This is a genomic window from Virgibacillus sp. LDC-1 (assembly GCF_030137545.1).
Taxonomy (GTDB): Bacteria; Bacillota; Bacilli; order Bacillales; family Amphibacillaceae; genus LDC-1.
This window is the reverse complement of record NZ_JARUVL010000005.1, coordinates 76,455-95,600: the sequence shown is the minus strand read 5'-3', so window position 1 is coordinate 95,600 and position 19,146 is coordinate 76,455. Positions and strand designations below refer to the sequence as shown.

At 39.7% G+C, this 19,146-nt stretch carries 14 protein-coding genes; 10 read left to right on the top strand and 4 right to left on the bottom strand.

Annotation, left to right across the window (positions count from 1 at the left end; all coding sequences use genetic code 11):
- The first annotated feature begins 30 nt into the window (after window positions 1-30).
- From QBK89_RS06370 to hutG, 6 genes are all read left to right on the top strand, one after another.
- Window positions 31-552: an acyl-CoA thioesterase gene (locus tag QBK89_RS06370; protein ID WP_284140192.1), complete on the top strand. Its 522-nt coding sequence runs from the start codon at window positions 31-33 to the stop codon at window positions 550-552.
- A 209-nt stretch (window positions 553-761) separates the two neighbouring features.
- Window positions 762-2,180: an alanine/glycine:cation symporter family protein gene (locus tag QBK89_RS06365; RefSeq protein ID WP_284140191.1), complete on the top strand. Its 1,419-nt coding sequence runs from the start codon at window positions 762-764 to the stop codon at window positions 2,178-2,180.
- A 336-nt stretch (window positions 2,181-2,516) separates the two neighbouring features.
- Window positions 2,517-4,037, top strand: coding sequence for a histidine ammonia-lyase (gene hutH, locus QBK89_RS06360; protein WP_284140190.1), 1,521 nt, complete (start codon window positions 2,517-2,519; stop codon window positions 4,035-4,037).
- A 78-nt stretch (window positions 4,038-4,115) separates the two neighbouring features.
- A complete protein-coding gene (hutU, locus tag QBK89_RS06355; protein WP_284140307.1) occupies window positions 4,116-5,765 on the top strand; it encodes a urocanate hydratase in 1,650 nt (549 codons plus the stop codon).
- A gap of 21 nt (window positions 5,766-5,786) precedes the next feature.
- Window positions 5,787-7,070: an imidazolonepropionase gene (gene hutI / locus QBK89_RS06350; RefSeq protein ID WP_284140189.1), complete on the top strand. Its 1,284-nt coding sequence runs from the start codon at window positions 5,787-5,789 to the stop codon at window positions 7,068-7,070.
- Window positions 7,049-8,005, top strand: a complete 957-nt coding sequence (gene hutG / locus QBK89_RS06345) for a formimidoylglutamase (RefSeq protein WP_284140188.1) — start codon at window positions 7,049-7,051, stop codon at window positions 8,003-8,005. Before hutI ends, hutG begins: the two co-directional genes overlap by 22 nt.
- 88 nt (window positions 8,006-8,093) lie before the next feature.
- On the opposite strand, the gene QBK89_RS06340 is transcribed toward hutG, so the two are convergent.
- Window positions 8,094-8,393, bottom strand: coding sequence for a winged helix-turn-helix transcriptional regulator (locus tag QBK89_RS06340; RefSeq protein WP_284140306.1), 300 nt, complete (start codon window positions 8,391-8,393; stop codon window positions 8,094-8,096).
- A 248-nt stretch (window positions 8,394-8,641) separates the two neighbouring features.
- Here QBK89_RS06340 and QBK89_RS06335 point away from each other — a divergent pair, with 248 nt between their 5' ends.
- Window positions 8,642-9,889: an aminopeptidase gene (locus tag QBK89_RS06335; protein WP_284140187.1), complete on the top strand. Its 1,248-nt coding sequence runs from the start codon at window positions 8,642-8,644 to the stop codon at window positions 9,887-9,889.
- Window positions 9,890-9,956: 67 nt separating this feature from the next.
- Here the strand turns inward: QBK89_RS06335 and recQ are convergent, their stop codons facing one another.
- Window positions 9,957-12,101, bottom strand: coding sequence for a DNA helicase RecQ (gene recQ, locus QBK89_RS06330; protein ID WP_284140186.1), 2,145 nt, complete (start codon window positions 12,099-12,101; stop codon window positions 9,957-9,959).
- 680 nt (window positions 12,102-12,781) lie between these two features.
- Here recQ and QBK89_RS06325 point away from each other — a divergent pair.
- Window positions 12,782-14,632 (top strand): cation:proton antiporter, encoded by a 1,851-nt coding sequence (locus tag QBK89_RS06325; protein WP_284140185.1) that lies wholly within the window; start codon window positions 12,782-12,784, stop codon window positions 14,630-14,632.
- 30 nt (window positions 14,633-14,662) lie between these two features.
- On the opposite strand, the gene QBK89_RS06320 is transcribed toward QBK89_RS06325, so the two are convergent.
- On the bottom strand, window positions 14,663-14,848 hold the full coding sequence (locus QBK89_RS06320; protein WP_284140184.1) for an SE1832 family protein: 186 nt from the start codon (window positions 14,846-14,848) through the stop codon (window positions 14,663-14,665).
- Between the two features lie 123 nt (window positions 14,849-14,971).
- Here QBK89_RS06320 and QBK89_RS06315 point away from each other — a divergent pair, with 123 nt between their 5' ends.
- Window positions 14,972-15,823, top strand: a complete 852-nt coding sequence (locus QBK89_RS06315; protein WP_284140183.1) for a GNAT family N-acetyltransferase — start codon at window positions 14,972-14,974, stop codon at window positions 15,821-15,823.
- Between the two features lie 86 nt (window positions 15,824-15,909).
- On the opposite strand, the gene QBK89_RS06310 is transcribed toward QBK89_RS06315, so the two are convergent.
- Window positions 15,910-16,992, bottom strand: coding sequence for an AI-2E family transporter (locus QBK89_RS06310; protein ID WP_284140182.1), 1,083 nt, complete (start codon window positions 16,990-16,992; stop codon window positions 15,910-15,912).
- A gap of 202 nt (window positions 16,993-17,194) precedes the next feature.
- On the opposite strand from QBK89_RS06310, the gene QBK89_RS06305 reads away from it, so the two are divergent.
- The gene (locus QBK89_RS06305) at window positions 17,195-18,931 is read left to right on the top strand and encodes a phospho-sugar mutase (RefSeq protein ID WP_284140181.1); all 1,737 of its coding nucleotides are present in this window, start codon (window positions 17,195-17,197) and stop codon (window positions 18,929-18,931) included.
- Window positions 18,932-19,146: the final 215 nt, after the last annotated feature.

Sequence of the window (19,146 nt, the reverse complement as noted above, 5' to 3'; positions counted from 1 at the left end):
ACATGATATCTTGCAGAAGGAGGAGTTTTTATGGAGGGTAAGCCCATTTCTAATTCTTTAGCGGTAAAAACATCCCATGTACTACCGCCGGATACAAATTCTCATGGAACTTTATTTGGTGGAAAGCTAATGGCACATATTGATGATGTTGCAGCAATAGCAGCAGTTCGCCATGCCCGACAGCTTGTTGTAACGGCATCAACAGATTCTGTTGATTTCCTTCAGCCTGTCAAAGAAGGTGACTCAATTTGTATTGAAGCTTTCGTAACATGGACACACAATACTTCGATGGAAGTGTTCGTCAAAGCAGTAAATGAAGACCTATTAAGTGGAAAGCGGAAGGTATGTGCGACAGCATTTATGACGTTTGTTGCTGTAGATGAACATGGGAAACCAATTCCCGTTCCTCCGATTTACCCAGAAACAGAGCTAGAAAAACATCTACACGATGGCGCGCCATTAAGAGCGGAGCGACGTCGAGAGCGAAGAAGCCAGTCAAAAGAATATGCGACCATGTTTGGCACAGATTTCCCATGGAAAAGTAATAAATAAATTTGGTATGTAATGATAAAAGTATACTGCGGTGCTTCCTAGAAGTATTTATTGTTCTGGGAAGCTTTTGTTTTTGAATGAATGAGGTAACACTACATATAATGTAGTACATGTACCATATCTTGGTTGATTAATCATCCTGCAAATAGGGTAAATAGGATGTTAAGTCTTAGCATGGATTATATAAAGGATGAAAGGGGATTACGCATTTGGATTTTTTAGAGAATTTGATTAGCGATGTAAATACGATCTTGTGGACATATGTGTTAATCGCAGTATTAATTGGGCTTGGACTTTGGTTTACCGTACAAACAAAGTTTGTGCAATTCCGGTACTTTCCGGAAATGTTTCGTGTGTTATTCGATAAACGAACAATCGATGCTTCCGGTAAAAAAGGCACCTCATCATTTCAAGCATTTGCCATAAGTGCTGCATCGAGAGTAGGAACAGGGAATCTGGCTGGTGTCGCCTCAGCAATTTCCATTGGTGGGCCTGGTGCGTTATTTTGGATGTGGGTGCTTGCTCTAGTCGGAGCAGCATCAGGATTCGTAGAAAGCACACTCGCACAGATTTATAAAGTACCTGAAAAAGATCAATATCGTGGTGGACCTGCATATTATATAGAAAAGGGCTTAAATAAGCGCTGGCTTGGTATTGTTTTCGCCATTATTATTACATTAACATATGGTCTTGTTTTCAATTCTGTTCAATCCAATACAATTAGTCTTGCGTTTGCAGGTGAATTTGCTGTAGATAAGCGTGTTATTGCAGGAATACTCGTTGTATTAACAGCAGTTGTTATTTTTGGTGGTTTAAAAAGCATAGCGAATGTAACGCAATTTATTGTACCTATTTTAGCGATTATTTATATTTTCATTGCACTTTATGTGCTTGTTGTAAATATAACGGCGATTCCAGACATGGTTTCCTTTATTTTTGCGAATGCTTTTGGGATTCGTGAAGTTGCTGGAGGCGGATTTGGAGCGGCAATTATGTATGGAATAAAACGCGGGCTATTCTCCAATGAAGCAGGGATGGGGAGTGCTCCAAACGCAGCAGCGACTGCTGAAGTGACACATCCCGTAAAACAGGGACTTATCCAAGCATTAGGTGTGTTTTTTGATACGATCCTTATTTGTAGTGCAACAGGATTAATCATCATGACAGCAGGTGGATTTGAAGGAAGTAAGCTGGATGGTATTCAGCTAACGCAGAATGCTTTTTCCCATCATATTGGTGATTGGGCGGGAATATTTATTGCAGTCGCCATTTTCTTGTTTGCATATAGCTCGATCTTAGGTAACTATTATTATGGGGAAAACAATATTGGCTATATAAAAGATACAAAAATAGGCTTATTTATATACCGTATAGCGGTTCTACTCATGGTTGTGTTCGGTTCCGTGGCAACCTTTGATCTTGTATGGGCACTTGCGGATGTAACGATGGGCATTATGGCACTCATTAATTTATATGCCATTACGAAATTGTTTAAAGTTGCTAAACGAGCTTTGCAGGATTATCAAGAACAACGGAAAGCTGGGAAAGATCCTGTATTTTATCGAGATACATTAGAGGATCAAACTGGAATCGAATTTTGGGGAAGAGATCAAACTGGAGATAAATAATAGCGGTATGTAAGAAAAGGCTTTGATCATTGATTTTTGGTGATCGAGCCTTTTTTGTTCCAGTTATTTGATTTGCTTCCATTAGATACAGCTTACCCTTAGCTTTCCATTCTTTTTCACTGAACAAGAGTTTAGTAAATAAATGAAACTTTCTAAAAATTACTTGCAATTCAAAAAGGAAACGCTTACAATGAAGGGAGAGTTGGAGAGGGGTCTAATGATGAAGATCCAAACGGAGAATCGATATTTTTTAAAAATAGGAGGCATGGTTCTGATACCATCGCCTCCTTTATTTATGGACTTTAACATGGTAAAGCGTTACAACGGAGGTGCGCCATGATTTATCTTACTGGAAATAATCTAACGATGGATACTGTCGAGCGCGTTGTATTTCAAAAAGAGAAAGTCGCGCTTGAAGGAGCAGCAAGATTAGCGATTCAAAAAAACCGCAGCACAGTGGAAGCGCTAATAGCTAGCAGAGATACAATGTATGGCATTAACACTGGTTTTGGAAAGTTTAGTGATGTGATCATTGATGAGGCTGATTTAGATACATTACAGCTTAACCTACTATATTCGCATGCTTGTGGTGTTGGTTCTCCTTTCTCCGAATCCATTTCGAGAGTAATGCTGCTTTTACGGGCGAATACACTGGCAAAAGGACATTCAGGAGTTCGCATAGAACTAGTAGAGCAATTAATCGCTTTCCTCAATGCTGAAATCCATCCAGTTATTCCACAGCAAGGCTCGCTTGGAGCGAGTGGTGATTTAGCACCTTTGTCTCACCTTGCGCTAACACTGTTAGGAGAAGGAAGCGTTTATTACGCTGGAAAACAACAGGATGCTAACGTAGCTATCCGAAAAGCAGGACTATCTCCAATTCGATTAAAAGCGAAGGAGGGGCTAGCGTTAATAAATGGTACGCAGGCAATGACAGCGGTTGGTGTAATTGCATATATAGAATTTCACCGCCTTCTAATACAAAGTGAACACATTTCCGCTATGACATTTGAGGCGCTTCGTGGAATTATTGATGCATTTGATTCAGCACTTCACGCTGCTCGTGGGCATAAGGAGCAAGAGATGGTAGCTGCACGAATGCGTACAATTTTAGCAGATAGTAAGCTGATTACCAAGCAAGGGGAGCTCCGTGTGCAGGATGCATATTCATTACGCTGTATCCCTCAAGTATTAGGCGCATCATGGCAGACGTTGTTGTATGCGAAGGAAAAACTAGAAGTAGAAATGAATGCGGTAACCGATAATCCGCTCATTTTTTCTGAAATAGAAAAAGTAATCTCTGGTGGGAATTTTCATGGACAGCCGATTGCATTCGCAATGGATTTCTTAAAGCTTGGCATCGCCGAAACAGCCAATATAGCGGAACGAAGAATTGAACGACTTGTAAATCCGCAACTAAACGATTTGCCTCCATTTCTTAGTCCTAATCCAGGATTAGAATCAGGCGCAATGATTATGCAATATACAGCTGCCTCGCTTGTTTCTGAAAATAAAACACTTGCCCATCCAGCAAGCGTGGATTCCATCCCATCCTCTGCTAATCAAGAGGATCATGTAAGTATGGGGACAATCGGTGCCAGACATGCATTCCAAATGCTACAAAATACAAGAAGAGTCATTGCGATTGAATTAATTTGTGCGATGCAGGCCGTCGAATATCGTGGAATTGATCGTATGTCGCTTTCTACAAGGAAGTTATATAAGGCTGCACGTTTACAAGTTCCGAGCATTACGCAGGATCGCATTTTTTCTAAGGATATAGAAACACTTGCTAATTGGCTAAAGCACAGCTGGCACAAAATTGATGAACAACAGCCTGTACAACAGAAATGGTAGCTTCGTGTTGCATATTTTGTATGGAGATAAAAGAGGATAAAAATTGCGGAAAGGTGGTTTTATCAAGTGAAACATACGATGGTAAGGGCGAAGAAAGGACTTACACTTGAATGTAAAGGGTGGGAGCAGGAAGCGGCACTACGTATGCTTTACAACAATTTAGATCCAGAGGTTGCTGAAAAACCAGATGAACTCGTAGTGTACGGTGGAATTGGAAAGGCGGCTCGAAGCTGGGAAGCTTTTGATGCGATTGTATCGACATTACGGACGCTGGAAAATGACGAAACCATGCTCATTCAATCGGGAAAACCAGTTGGAGTGTTTAAAACACATCCTCGGGCGCCCCGGGTATTGTTATCCAATTCAGTACTCGTTCCGCAATGGGCGAACTGGGAGCATTTTCATGAACTCGATCAAAAAGGATTGATGATGTATGGACAAATGACAGCAGGAAGCTGGATATATATTGGGACACAAGGCATTTTGCAAGGAACATATGAAACATTCGCAGCAATTGCAAGAAAGCATTTTGATGGATCACTTCAGGGGACGATTACACTTACCGCTGGCTTAGGTGGCATGGGAGGCGCGCAGCCGCTTGCTGTAACGATGAATGGTGGCGTAGTCATCGCTGTAGAAGTAGATGAGACAAGAATTAACAAGCGTATCCAAACAAAGTATTGTGATGTAGAAACGAACAGTGTGCAAAAAGCAATCCAGCTTGCAAAGGAAGCAAAGAAAGCAGGAAAGGCACTTTCGATTGCATTACTTGGAAACGCAGCTGAGGTACACCAGCAAATGTTACAGGAAAATATAAAAATCGATATTGTTACCGATCAAACCTCTGCTCATGATCCGTTAAATGGATACGTTCCGATTGGGTACACGGTGGAAGAAGCCGCAAGCTTACGAATAAAGGATCCGCAAACCTATATTGAGCTTGCTAAGAAAAGCATGGCACGGCATGTAGAAACAATGCTTGCCTTTCAAAATCGCGATTCGATTGTCTTTGATTATGGAAATAACATTCGACAAGTTGCAAAGGATCAAGGGGTGGAGGATGCATTTCAATTTCCTGGCTTTGTACCAGCTTATATTCGTCCATTGTTTTGTGAAGGGAAAGGACCTTTTCGGTGGGCTGCGTTATCCGGCGATCCAACAGATATTTATCGGACCGATGCACTGATTCGGGAATTATTTCCAAAAAATAAAGCATTACTTCGTTGGATTGACATGGCACAGGAAAAGGTGGAATTTCAAGGGTTACCTTCACGTATTTGCTGGCTCGGTTACGGAGAGCGTGTGAAAATGGGGCTAGCGATTAATGAACTTGTTCGGAATGGGGAGTTAAAAGCACCAATTGTCATTGGAAGAGATCATTTAGATTGTGGTTCGGTTGCCTCTCCGAATCGAGAAACAGAAGGAATGAAAGATGGAAGTGATGCAGTGGCAGACTGGGCAGTGCTGAATGCGTTAATAAATACGGCTGCAGGTGGTTCCTGGATTTCCTTTCATCATGGTGGAGGAGTAGGGATGGGTTATTCGTTGCATGCCGGGATGGTTGTTGTAGCAGATGGCACGGATTTGGCACGAGAACGATTAGAAAGGGTGCTAACAACCGATCCAGGAATGGGAATTATCCGTCATGCGGATGCAGGATATGAATCTGCGATGGAGTTTGCGAAGCAACACCATGTTCAAGTTCCGATGGCGAGAAATGAAGAATAACCGATTTGTTAAGAGGGAGGTATGAGTGGATTGGAACACTATGATATTTTAATCACAAATATACGGGAACTACTCCCAATGGATCAGGGAGGACCTGTTAAAGGGGCTGCGATGAACAAGCTTACGATATTACAGGATGCTGCCCTTGCTATTCGAGATCGACGTGTCGCGTGGATAGGTACAACAAAAGAAGCGAAGACACTTTCGGCTGCAACAACGATTGATGCAACGGGAAAACTAGTTACTCCTGGTCTAGTTGATCCACATACACATCTTGTATTTGGTGGATCGCGTGAAGAAGAAATGGCGTTAAAACAGCAAGGGGTACCATATCTAGAAATCCTGAAGCAAGGAGGAGGCATTTTAGCTACAGTCGAAGCGACACGTGCAGCAAGCTATGAGGAACTTTTACAAAAAGCGTGCTTTCATTTGGACCGGATGGCGATGCACGGGATAACGACAGTAGAAGCAAAAAGTGGCTATGGCTTAGATAAGGAAACAGAGTTAAAACAACTTCGTGTTGCCAAGCAAGCAAATATCGAGCATCCAATCGATGTGGTGTCTACCTTTTTAGGCGCACATGCGATTCCAACCAACTTTAAAGATGACCCCGATGCGTTTCTTCAAGAGATGGCCAGCTTGTTTAATCTGATTCGTACAGAAGGTCTTGCGGAATTCATAGACATTTTCACAGAAACGGGAGTGTTTACCGTTGACCAATCACGTCGTTACCTTCAGCTTGCAAAGGATCATGGCTTTCAGCTTAAACTACATGCAGATGAAATTGATCCATTAGGAGGAACGGAGCTTGCTGTCGAATTAGGGGCAATAAGTGGTGACCACTTAGCGGTTGCAACAGATCTTGGCATTGAGAAATTAGCCAACTCGGATACAATTGGAGTTATTTTACCTGGAACAAGCTTTTATTTAGGGAAAGATAGCTTTGCACCAGCTAGAAAAATGATTGATAAAGGGGCGGCAATTGCGCTTTCCACCGATTTTAATCCGGGAAGCTGTGTGACAGAAAATCTACAGCTCATCATGGCAATGGCAGCATTAAAACTAAAGCTGACGCCAGCAGAAATTTGGCATGCTGTCACGATAAATGCGGCACATGCTATTGGGAAAGGAAAGGAAGCGGGAACAATTGCCATTGATAGAAAGGCAGATGTAGTCATTTGGGATGTTCCTAACTACATGTATATTCCATATCATTATGGAGTGAATCATGCGAACACCGTCATAAAAAATGGGGAAGTGATTTTTGAAAGGCAGGAGATAAGATGCAGCAAATACGCCACTTGAAGCCTGCAGGGAAAGCGATTTTTAAGGATCGTTATACAAAAAAGGCAAACGAACTACTTATCCCTTGGCCAGAATCTAGAAAAGCTCCTTATGCGCTTGTAGGATTACCGCTTTCAAAGTCCTCCATTAGTCATTCTGGTGCATCGTTTGCTCCTGGAGTTATTCGGGCAGCATTAGCAAGCTATACGACGTATTCTGGTGAGTTTGATAAGGACCTTGTGGAAAATATAATTGATTTTGGGGACTTATATATGGATCCGACAGCTATTTCTCGAAACCAGGAATGGCTTTATGAAGGAATGCTAGATATTTATCATACGGAAGCGGCGCAAAATTGGTTTTTACTAGGAGGTGATCATTCAATCAGTTATGCGTCCATTCGTGCATTTGCAGAACAAAGAGGAAAAGTTGGTATCATTCAATTTGATGCACATCATGATTTACGTAATGTAGATGATGGTGGACCAACGAATGGAACACCTTTTCGTAGATTGCTAGAAGAGCAAGTTATCGATGGAAGTAACCTTGTCCAAATCGGCATTCGTGATTTTATGAACGCAAAAGCATATCATACCTATGCTGATGAACATGGCGTTCAGTTGTATTCGATGGCGGATATTGAGACTAGGACGATTCATGCTATTCTGCAAGAAGAAATAGAGCGACTTTCTAAGCGGGTAGATAGTATTTATTTATCTGTAGATATGGATGTGCTCGATCAAGCCTTTGCGCCAGGCTGTCCAGCCATTGGACCTGGTGGAATGGATAGTAGAACTTTAGTAGATGCGATATTTATAGCAGCCCAAACTGACAAAGTGCAGGCGATGGATATTGTGGAGATTGATCCGACGATTGATTTTCGGAATATGACGAGCAAGGTTGCAGCGTATTTATTATTAACCTATATGAAGGGAATGAAATGTAGAAATGGATAGAAAGGGAATGCGACCCTTTAAAGGGAGTTCTAAACAGCAAGTGGGGTTGAAATAAAAAAAAGAAGCAAAGCTGCTTCTCTTTCATGTTTTATTTCGAATTAGTATGTTCGCTCGCTGTTAACGTTTCCCATTTATCCGCCCAGCATTGAATTTCTTGAATAACAGGTTTTAATGCTTTTCCTTTTTCAGTTAACGAATATTCTATTCTAACAGGAAACTCGGAATAAACCTTACGCTCAACAATGTTTTCTTTTTCAAGCATTTTTAAGCGATCAGAGAGTAGTCTACCACTAATAGGCAAGTCTGCTTCCATTTTTGAAAAACGCTTGCTTCCTTTTAGCAATTCTGAAAGTATTAGGCCAACCCAGCGTTTGCTAAGCAGTTGCATGGCCTTTTCAAAACGTGGACACAATTCTCCCAACAGGATCACCCCAGTCTAGTTTCTGCATTCAATGATTTTAAAAAACTACTTACCAAAAGTAATTAAAATAATCATAGCATAACATAGACGTACTGTAAAACAATCAGGGAAAAGGAATAGCGTGGAGGAAGGAGAAAAGATAGTTGGTAATTTAGCCGATTTGTGGAATAATAACGTTATACAAAAAACGAAATAATATTATTGGAGGTTTCATAATGGTTGATGTAAGAACGCAAGAGAAATATGCTGAATTGGCGCTCCGAACCGGAGTGAATTTGCAAAAAGGGCAGGCATTAATGATTAATGCACCTATAGAAGGAGCCGATTTCACGAAAATTGTTGTTAGAAAAGCATGGGAGCTTGGTGCAAAGGATGTACATATTAACTGGGTAGACGATGAACTCACGTTATTAAAGTATGAAAATGCGCCAGACGAAGTAATTGCGGATTATCCAGAGTGGAAGGTGTTACTACACGATACGTTTGCAGAGGATGGAGCGGCAGTGTTAAACATTCGTTCTACAAACCCAGATTTGTTAAAGGATATTGATCCAACAAAAGTAGCGATGGCTAATAAAGCAGCAGCTTTAGCAATGGTTAACTTTCGAAAGTATACGATGAATGATCGTATTACATGGTCTATTATTTCGATTCCAACCGGCGACTGGGCACAAAAGATTTTTCCAGATAAGTCTCGTGAGGATGCAATTGAAAGTTTATGGGACGCAATTGTTAAGATCGTTCGTGTCGATCAAGAAGATCCGATTGCGGCATGGGATAAGCATAATCAAACCCTCGCAACAGCACGCGAAATTTTAAACGAAAAGAATTACAAGAAATTAGTCTTTCGAGCACCTGGTACCGACCTTGAAATGGAGCTTCCAGAAGGTCATATATGGAAAGGTGGATCAGCAGAATCAGAGAAAGGAATTATTTTCAATCCGAACATTCCGACGGAAGAAGTATTCTCCTTACCACATAAATATGGCGTAAATGGAACTGTAGCAAGCACGAAGCCATTAAATTATGGAGGCAGCTTAATCGACAACTTTAGTTTAACATTCAAGGATGGGAAAGTAGTCGACTTTAAAGCAGAGCAAGGGGAAGGTACATTAAAGCACTTATTAGAAACAGATGAAGGTGCTACCCGATTGGGTGAAATTGCACTTGTGCCACATGAGTCACCGGTATCACAGTCTGGTTTGATTTTCTATAATACATTGTTTGATGAAAATGCATCCTGTCATATTGCATTAGGAAAGGCATATCCTACGAATTTAGAAGGAGGCTCTTCCATGAATGAAGAAGAGCTTGATAAGCATGGTGTCAATGACAGTCTGACACATGTTGATTTTATGATCGGTTCTGAAAAGCTCGATATTGACGGTGTAAAAGCAGATGGTACAACAGAAGCTGTATTTCGAAATGGTACATGGGCATTAAATATAAAAGAAAAAAATTAAGCTGAAAAGGGCTTCCTAAAATTAGGAAGCCCTTTTGTAATAGACGCTTAACAACAATTTATGTTAGCTATTCTATCCAGCCATTTTTAACCAATACTGCTTTTATTTTCGTATAGTCATATTGATCGGGAAGTTTTTCGCGTAACGATTTTAAACTCGGTTCATCCAACTCTTTGCGCGCTTTTAATATCGTTTGCTCTTCTTCAGAGGTGAAAAAAATGTCCCAAGCAATTGGAAACCCCTCACGGAAGGCTTTAAATAGATGTCCTTCAATTGTCTGTTCGTTCATCTCTCGAATCATAGCAATTTCCTTAATAGATTTTCCGGATTGAAATAATTGATAGGAAACGAGGTGACTTGGTCGGTCATCAGCTGTGATAGTACGTTTTCGGACAGGTGCATTAATTTGAATGCTTGGCTTAACCGCTGGATTGTCACGACGCCAGTTTTGGATGACAGATAGGAAAGCAGCACCGTATTGCTCAAGTTTTTTCTCGCCGACTCCTTTAATATAAAGCATGTTCTCTGTTGTCTCAGGAATATAGCGGCTTAGTTCTTTTAAAGTTGCATCAGAAAAGAGTACATAGGGTGGTATCCCTTTTTGATCAGCAACTTCTTTGCGCAGCTTTCGAAGCGCCTCAAACAGGTCTGGGTAATAATCCTTTGCTTCTGTAGATGGAATAGGAGAAGTGAACATTGTTACAGATCGTTTTCCTTTTAGAACATCAACAGAATGCTTGTTTAATTTTAATGTAGGATATTTCCCATCCTCTGTAGCTAGGATATTTTCTGCAATAAGAAATTGAATCCGTTCGGTGAGCTCCTTTTCCGTATAAGCAGATAAAATACCATATGTAGTTAAGGAGTCTAACCGAAACTCTTTTAGTTTTTTATCTTTAGACCCCTTTAATACTTTTGCAGTCATCCCTACACCAAACCGTTCTCCCATCCGTTTTACACAGGAAAGAATCATTTGCGCTTCTTCTGTAATATCTGCTTTTTCCTGCCGTCCAACACAATTACTACATTTCCCACACGTTGTTTGTTCGGCATTCGTATCCTGAAAATAGTCGAGCACATAGTTTGTTAAGCATCCATGTGTATGACAATAATTAACCATTGCCTGTAACTTACGGTATTCATTTTGTTTTGCATGATCGTCCATCATTGATTGGTCAATTAAGAACTTTTGTAGCTGCACATCCTGGGAGGAGAAAAGAAGCAAACAATCACTTGCTTCCCCATCTCTTCCAGCCCGTCCCGCCTCTTGGTAATACGATTCAATATTCATTGGCATTGCATAATGAATGACATAACGTACATTCGACTTGTCGATTCCCATGCCAAAAGCATTCGTGGCAATCATTATTGTTTTTTCATCATGGAGAAAAGCACCTTGTGCTTGTTTTTTATCAGGATCCGTCATCCCGGCATGATATTTTACAACAGCATGCTTTCGTTTACTTAATTGATCATGTAGATGATCTGCCTGTTTCCGAGTTGCGGTATAAATAATTCCAGATTCATTTGGATGTTCTTCGATAAAGGAACGAATGTAAGATAGCTTATCCTTTCCTTTAATAATATGAAATGCCAGGTTTTCACGTTTGAACCCAGTATTAATAACGTGCTTATCCTCAATTGTTAGTAAAGCTTGAATATCAGAAATAACCTCTTTTGTTGCTGTAGCGGTTAATGCCATATATACAGGTATATTTCGCAGCTTCTGTAATATCGGTACAATAGAACGATAGCTCGGGCGAAAGTCATGTCCCCATTGTGAAATACAGTGTGCCTCATCAAATGCAACTAATGAAATTTGAATCTTTTTTAGGATGGAAAGAAATCGAGAAGATTCAAATCGTTCTGGTGCTGCATAGACGAATTTATATTTTCCAGCAGCGATGTCTTGCATCCGAGCTTGCTGCTCTTCATTAGTTAACGAGCTATTAATATATGTAGCTGCAATTCCGAGTGCGTGTAAGCTGTCTACTTGATCCTTCATGAGTGATATTAAAGGAGAAATTATGATTGCAGTACCTTGTAAAATGAGTCCTGGTACTTGGTAACAGATAGACTTTCCGCCACCCGTTGGCATGACAGCCATTGTATTACGCTGCCCCATTACAAAGGAGATTACATCCTGCTGTCCTGGACGGAAGGATTCATAGCCAAAATAAGTTTGTAATATTTGTTCTTGTTGGCGTTTCATTTAGACGCTCCCTTTCTTCTTCCAATATCCTATCATATTTTGACAGGAACAACAGCAGGAGGGCAAAAGGAATTATAAAAATTTGCTAGCAAAGATATAATTACTTATTTTTAATAGAAAAGGATATAATGTGTAAAGGAAAGAAGTGTTTAAAATAACCGAAATATATGAGAAGGGAATGGGTATGGGTTGCCTAGCATCCTATTTTTTATCTTTGTTATTTTATATGGAATCGGTATCCACTTTTATATACGCAAAGATTACGACGAAAAGAAACAACTTACAAATAAGGGGTATGCTAAACTATTTAAAGCATTCGGACTTTTGCTTGTTCTTATTGCCATCTTTGTTTTTGTAATGGAATCTTTATAAAAACGAATCTATAATGCACGATAATGTAATATTGGATTTTTATTTTTCTCCTATTCTAGCCTAAACGAAGCTAGAGGGAGTCCTTTTTTGGGAAAAAATAGGCTGTTGGAAGATAAATGTAGCCGATTATGAAAAAAATATTTTTGTAAGAGAAACTAATGACGGATATAGGTTTCTAGCAAAATCGTTTCAACGGAAAAAACAATTTCAGTTAATAACTGTTTACAATCTTATTTTTCCCATTTAAAATGTCTTTATATTTAAATGGAGGAGCTATTAACAAAATATGGATATGAAGGGAGCATGAGATGGTTCCATCACTTTTATTTGAAATTATGCTTATCGGCCTCTTAGGGATAGGGTCTCAATGGTTAGCCTGGCGTTACCGGTTACCAGCAATTGTAGTCATGTCAATTACCGGTTTATTAATCGGGCCAATATTAGGCTTTATTAATCCTGAAGAGGACTTCGGTAGTTTATATAGTCCAATTATTTCAGTAGCAGTAGCGATTATTCTTTTTGAAGGAAGCTTGAATCTGAATTTTAAAGAGCTTCGTGGACTAGGACGTCCAGTTTTCCGTATTTCAACGGTAGGAGCTTTTATTGCTTGGATTCTAGGATCATTGACTGCGCATTATATTGCTGGCCTATCGTGGGCTGTAGCGTTTATTATCGGGGGATTGTTCATTGTAACCGGTCCAACTGTAATTATGCCACTTTTACGACAATCAAAGCTTAAGCCTCGACCAGCAAAGATTTTAAAATGGGAAGGTATTATTGTTGATCCAATTGGAGCGCTTTTAGCTGTCTTTGCATTTGAGATTATTGCCTTTTTAACGGCAAATGATCCAGATGGTACGAAGTTAATAATGTTCTTTATTGCTTCAATCTTTGCGGCGATCTTTGGTTGGCTTTGTGGTCGTGGGATTGGTTGGATGTTCGAAACAGGACATATTCCAGAATTCTTAAAGTCACCAAGTGTATTTATCGTTGTGATTTTATGTTTTACGATTCCAGATACGATTGTCCATGAGACAGGACTTTTATCAGTAACCGCAATGGGAATGACACTTGCAAACATGGGGATTAGCTCTGTTGCCGACATGCGGCACTTTAAGGAGAATATCACCGTTCTTTTAATCTCCGCTATTTTTATTATGCTTACCGCTTCTTTACAAGTGGAAACCTTGTTGCAAATTTTTAGTCCGAGAATTATCGGGTATGTATTATTAATGATGCTAGCCGTACGTCCTTTATCGATATTCCTATCAACAATTGGTACGAATTTGACAACAAATGAAAAACTTCTTGTTGGCTGGATTGCTCCACGAGGAATCGTAGCTTTAACTGTGTCCAGTTATTTTGCTGGAATTCTATTAGATGCGGGTTATGAGGATGCCTCCATTTTAACAACCTTAACCTTTGGACTCGTATTCTTTACTGTATTGGCACATGGTTTCTCTATTCGATGGATGGCGAAAAAACTACATCTATCAATGGAAGGTAGACCAGGTACATTAATTGTTGGTAGTAATCGTTTTACAGTGGAATTAGCCAAATCACTTACAAAGTCAAATGCGCCAGTTATTATAGTCGACTCTTCATGGGAGCGACTACGTTGTGCGCGTGAAGGCGGTGTTCCTTTCTATCATGGAGAAATGCTTTCAGAGCAAACGGAATATCATTTAGATACAATTCCATATGAATATATGATTGCTGCAACAGATGACCATGCATATAATGCATTAATTTGTACCACGTTCATGCCAGAGTATGGTCGAACAAATGTCTTTAAAATTAGCCCTTACGATCAGATGAACGGGGGCGATGAAATGGTTTCAAAGGTGGCTGGCCGCTTGCTCTTTAGGCAAGATGTGACGATTGAAGATTTAAATGCCATGCTTGAAGCAGGATTTGTGTTTCGCCGTACGACATTAACAAGTCAATTTACGTATGCGCAATACAAAAAAGAAAAAGACGAGGCAACGGTTTTCCTTTATTTGATTAAACCTTCAGGTCAAATTAAGTTTTATTCTGAAGCTATGCGAACGGTTCCAGATTCGGGAGATGTCATCGTAAGTATTACACCACCAAGTAAGGAAATAGCCAAAATAAAAGCGAAGCTGGAAAATCAGCGCAATGGGAATGGAAACGAGTAAGGCAATTCGCCTTACTCGTTTTATAATGACTTAATCAAATGCCTCTAATTGTTTATATATATGAGCGATTTCCTTTTCTAGTCGAATAAGCTGATCTTCGGCAGATGAAACTCTCCCACGCACATATTCTAACTTATCCATATCACTTTGAATGCGCACATAATCTGCTTTTAAATTATCTAGTTCATCCTGCAGCGCTGCTTTTGATTTTCCCATCTTTACTCACTCCCTTTAAATAAAGTGTAGCAACATGTTAGATCTTGTTCAACTTCTCATCCAAAAAGTATTTACAATGATTAAAAGATTGGTATAATCATGGAAACGTAAGGGGAGAAAATAATGGAAATTTCATGGGAGCAGTCTGTTCTTACTTTTGCAGAGCAAGTGGAGGGATTATTGTTACAAAAAGAGTCGTGTAATAATCTCATGCTTGGAATAATTGAAAGGCTGAAAGCGGAAAAAGAGTCTATTTGTGCCTGTTTTGGGGTTGTCGAGGAAAAAGGGCGAGTTATCTATGCGTTTATGCGAACTCCACCGAACCAATGGATAATAGCCGATGTAGCAGATGCTTCAGATGATATGATAGATAAAATTGTGCACTTTTTTTGGTCTCAAAAGCAGGATGTACCAGGAGTCATCGGTCCTGTCTCTTTAGCAACCCGTTTTGCCCAAACATGGGGGCGCCTTACCCGGCAAAAGGCAATCATACAGATGGAACAATTCATTTATCAGCTTGATAAGCTAGAAACTCCAGCTTTAGTGGAGGGAAGACTCGTGCTTGCTAAGGAGTGTGACCTGCCTTTAATCGCTAATTGGCTCTTTCAATTTGGAAAGGAAACCGGTATTCACACTACAAGAGAACAAGCACATACAACCGCACGGTATTTCATCGCAAAACAGTCTGCTTTCTTGTGGAAGGTAAATAATGACCCTGTTTGTATGGTAAACAATGCACGTACTACCCGAAATGGTGCGACGATTAATGCGGTATTTACACCAGACAAATTTAAGCGAAATGGCTATGCATCGAGTGCAGTTGCAGCCTTATCTGAACCCCTGTTGAAGTGCGGAAAACAGTTTTGTAATTTATACACGGATTTAGCAAATCCCACATCAAATGGAATCTATCAAAAAATCGGCTACAAACAAGTTGGTGCATCGATTGTATTTCAGTTTCAAAGATCATCGTAGCTTATATAATAATGTCTACCTACAGCTTCCCATGAAAAAGCACGGATGGGAGCAACTTATTTTGCTTCTTCATCCGTGCTTTATTGTTAAATGAGACCATCCTTCTCGTTTTCCCTCGAGTTTAGATACGTATTATAAAAGTGAACAATAATCACCTTAACAACAGCGTAAAATGGTACCGCAAATAAAATACCTAGGAATCCTGCAATGCTTCCAGCAGCAAGGATGACCGTAATAATGGTTAAAGGATGGACACTTAACGCACGTCCCATCACATTTGGCGAAATGAAATTACTCTCAATTTGCTGTGCAATGAGCATAATTAAGGATACCCATACAATCATAAGCGGGTCTTGAAAAGCACCAACAATGAGCGCTGGGGCAACGGCAATAAATGGTCCTAAAAAAGGAATTACATTCATGACCATAGCAAACAAGGTGAGTGTTAAAGAATATTGCAAATTAATTATTTGATACCCAACGAACAAAAGAAGGCCGATACAAAAGCTAACAATCAGCTGACCTTGGATATAAGCTGTTAACGTATCATCAATCTTTCCAAGTAATTGACGAATATTCTCTGCTTTCTTTTTACTGAAAATTTGCGTAACAAAAGGAACGAGTTTTTCGCCATCTTTTAGCATGAAGAAAAGGAAAAACGGAATAAGCACTAATGCTGCGACAATGCTAATTAACTGCCCGATAAATCCAAAAATATAGTTTAGCACTGCTTCAATATGGGATTGTAAATTATTCATAAAATCATTTATTGCTTGGTTTACTTCATCCGGAATAATCGTTTGATTTGTTTGCCAGTAAAAAATCAACTCCTGTGCCCAATCGACCATTTTCGGGATATTATCAACGAGATTTGCAAATTGGACTTGTGTAATTGGCACAATATACATAGAAACAAGTGTACCGAGTAAAATCAAAACGACAAATACAAGTAAAATGGAAAACGGACGCTTTATTTTAAATCGTTCAAAAAAATACATTAAAGGCTTTGTTAAGTAATATAAAATTCCTGCACCAACGAAAGGAATCGCTACTGCACCAATGTATTTAAAAATAGGATCAAATATAAAATTCGTTGCTGAAATAAGCAAGATTAGTAGAAAGACAAGTATAAAGAATACCAGCGTTTGAAACCAGCGTTTATGAACCAAAGTTTTCCCTACTTTCCTAGTGTAATCTAATATTTATAGTTTAACGGTTGTAAGTCTAAAGTGGAAGGACGTTTTGAATATTTATTTTATCATTGTTTCCGGCAATCGTTCATTTAAAACCCTTTTAGAATCCCCTGTTAGAATAATTTAGCGAATTATGCTAGAATTTGAGCATATATAAACATTTTGGAGGACACATAGGATGAGGAATTGGGAATTAGCGTTGGAGAAGTGGGAAGCATTCAAACAGCTTGATCCAGCCTTACGAACACAATTAGATAATCTAGCTGGTAATCGGGAAGCTTTAGAAGAGGCTTTTTATAAAGAACTTACGTTTGGAACAGGTGGAATGCGCGGTGTGCTTGGTCCGGGAACGAATCGTATGAATATTTATACGGTGAGAAAAGCAGTAGATGGGCTTGCTCGATTTTTACTTTTTGAATGTGTAAATGTCAAGGATCGAGGTGTAGTCGTTGCCTACGATTCTCGCTATATGTCTCAGGAGTTTGCTGTTGAAACAGCAAAAGTACTTGGAGCTTATGGGATTAAAGCATATGTTTTTGAGTCGTTACGTCCGACACCATTATTGTCATATGCTGTCCGTTATTTCGGAGCAGTAGCTGGGGTTATGATTACTGCTAGTCACAACCCACCTGAATATAATGGTTTTAAGGTCTATAATGAAACTGGTGGACAAATGGTGCCACAGGAAGCAGATAAGGTTATCGTAAAAATCCAGGAAGTAGAAAATGAATTATTGATTCCGGTAGTAGAAGCGGAAACGTTGGAAGCCGAAGGGCTGCTATATTGGATTGGTGATGAGGTAGATAATGCTTATTTAGATCAGCTAGCACTAATCTCAAAAATGAAGCGGACTGAGATGGAGGAGTCGAAGGATCTTGGCATTGTTTTTACGCCACTTCATGGAACAGGACATCACCTCGTTATGCGTGGTTTGGAGCAATTGCATTTTGAAAATGTTAACGTTGTAGCGGAACAAGCGGTACCTGATCCTGAGTTTTCAACGGTCGATTCCCCTAATCCTGAGGAACATCAAGCGTTTGCAATGGCTATGAAACAAGGGATAGAGCTTCAGGCAGATATTCTTCTTGGGACGGACCCCGATGCAGACCGTTTAGGGGTAGCAGTAAAAGATCAGACGGGATCCTATAAGGTGCTTACCGGAAACCAGCTCGGTTCCTTGTTAATTGATTATATTCTTTCACATACGGAACCGGTCTTATTAAAGAATGGACGCGTGCTTAAAACGATTGTAACAACGCAATTCGGTCAAGCAATCGCTAAATCCTATGGGGTAGAAACGATGGATACGTTGACAGGTTTTAAGTATATTGCCGAAAAAATCCGTCATTTCGATGAGACTGGTGAAACCTTCATGTTTGGCTTTGAGGAAAGCTATGGCTATTTAATTAGTAGCTTTGTACGTGATAAGGATGCGGTTCAAGCAGCAGTTATGGCTTGTGAAATGGCTCATTATTGGAAAAAGAAAGGAAAGACATTATTAGAAGCACTTGATTTATTAAAAGAAAAACATGGGTATTTCTTAGAAGGTATGTCTTCGCTTACGCTAAAAGGAATTGAAGGCTCGCGTCAGATCGCACATATCATGGAAGCTTTTCGCAAGGAAAAGATAACCAATATTGCTGGCCTTACAATTGAGAATGTTGAGGATTACCTTGCAGGCGAACGCAATAATTTGATAACAGGTAGCATAGAAGAAATTGAGCTTCCAAAGGAAAATGTGTTGAAATTTAATTTGGAAAACAATAGCTGGGTTTGTTTACGCCCCTCAGGAACTGAACCGAAAATAAAGTGCTATTATGGTGTTTGCTCGACGAGTAATGAAGAAAGTGAAGCATCACTAGCTAAATTAAAAAAAGAAATGGATGAGCGGATTCAAGCGCTTATTAATGCATAAAATTGATTGTTCCGGACAAATTAAAGGAAATTGGATATGGTAAAGGTTAAAAAAGATTTGACAAGTTTCCTGTGAAAATGGTTTAATAAGATTATTATATTCCTAAAGGGGAGTAGCTGGACAGTTTAAGTCGTCATTACGAGAGAAATCTCCGGCTTATTCTGGCAACGGACGTTGTTAGCGAGACCTTTACCATGGATGGTAAAGGTCTTTTT

Coding starts and splice junctions, on each gene's coding strand:
- recQ (WP_284140186.1), bottom strand. CDS start 12,101: ATGAAACGCCAACAAGAACAAATATTACAAACTTATTTTGGCTATGAA.
- QBK89_RS06335 (WP_284140187.1), top strand. CDS start 8,642: ATGGTTGATGTAAGAACGCAAGAGAAATATGCTGAATTGGCGCTCCGA.
- hutI (WP_284140189.1), top strand. CDS start 5,787: ATGAGTGGATTGGAACACTATGATATTTTAATCACAAATATACGGGAA.
- QBK89_RS06320 (WP_284140184.1), bottom strand. CDS start 14,848: ATGGGAAAATCAAAAGCAGCGCTGCAGGATGAACTAGATAATTTAAAA.
- QBK89_RS06315 (WP_284140183.1), top strand. CDS start 14,972: ATGGAAATTTCATGGGAGCAGTCTGTTCTTACTTTTGCAGAGCAAGTG.
- hutG (WP_284140188.1), top strand. CDS start 7,049: ATGCAGCAAATACGCCACTTGAAGCCTGCAGGGAAAGCGATTTTTAAG.
- QBK89_RS06305 (WP_284140181.1), top strand. CDS start 17,195: ATGAGGAATTGGGAATTAGCGTTGGAGAAGTGGGAAGCATTCAAACAG.
- QBK89_RS06340 (WP_284140306.1), bottom strand. CDS start 8,393: ATGCAACTGCTTAGCAAACGCTGGGTTGGCCTAATACTTTCAGAATTG.
- QBK89_RS06325 (WP_284140185.1), top strand. CDS start 12,782: ATGGTTCCATCACTTTTATTTGAAATTATGCTTATCGGCCTCTTAGGG.
- hutH (WP_284140190.1), top strand. CDS start 2,517: ATGATTTATCTTACTGGAAATAATCTAACGATGGATACTGTCGAGCGC.
- QBK89_RS06370 (WP_284140192.1), top strand. CDS start 31: ATGGAGGGTAAGCCCATTTCTAATTCTTTAGCGGTAAAAACATCCCAT.
- hutU (WP_284140307.1), top strand. CDS start 4,116: ATGGTAAGGGCGAAGAAAGGACTTACACTTGAATGTAAAGGGTGGGAG.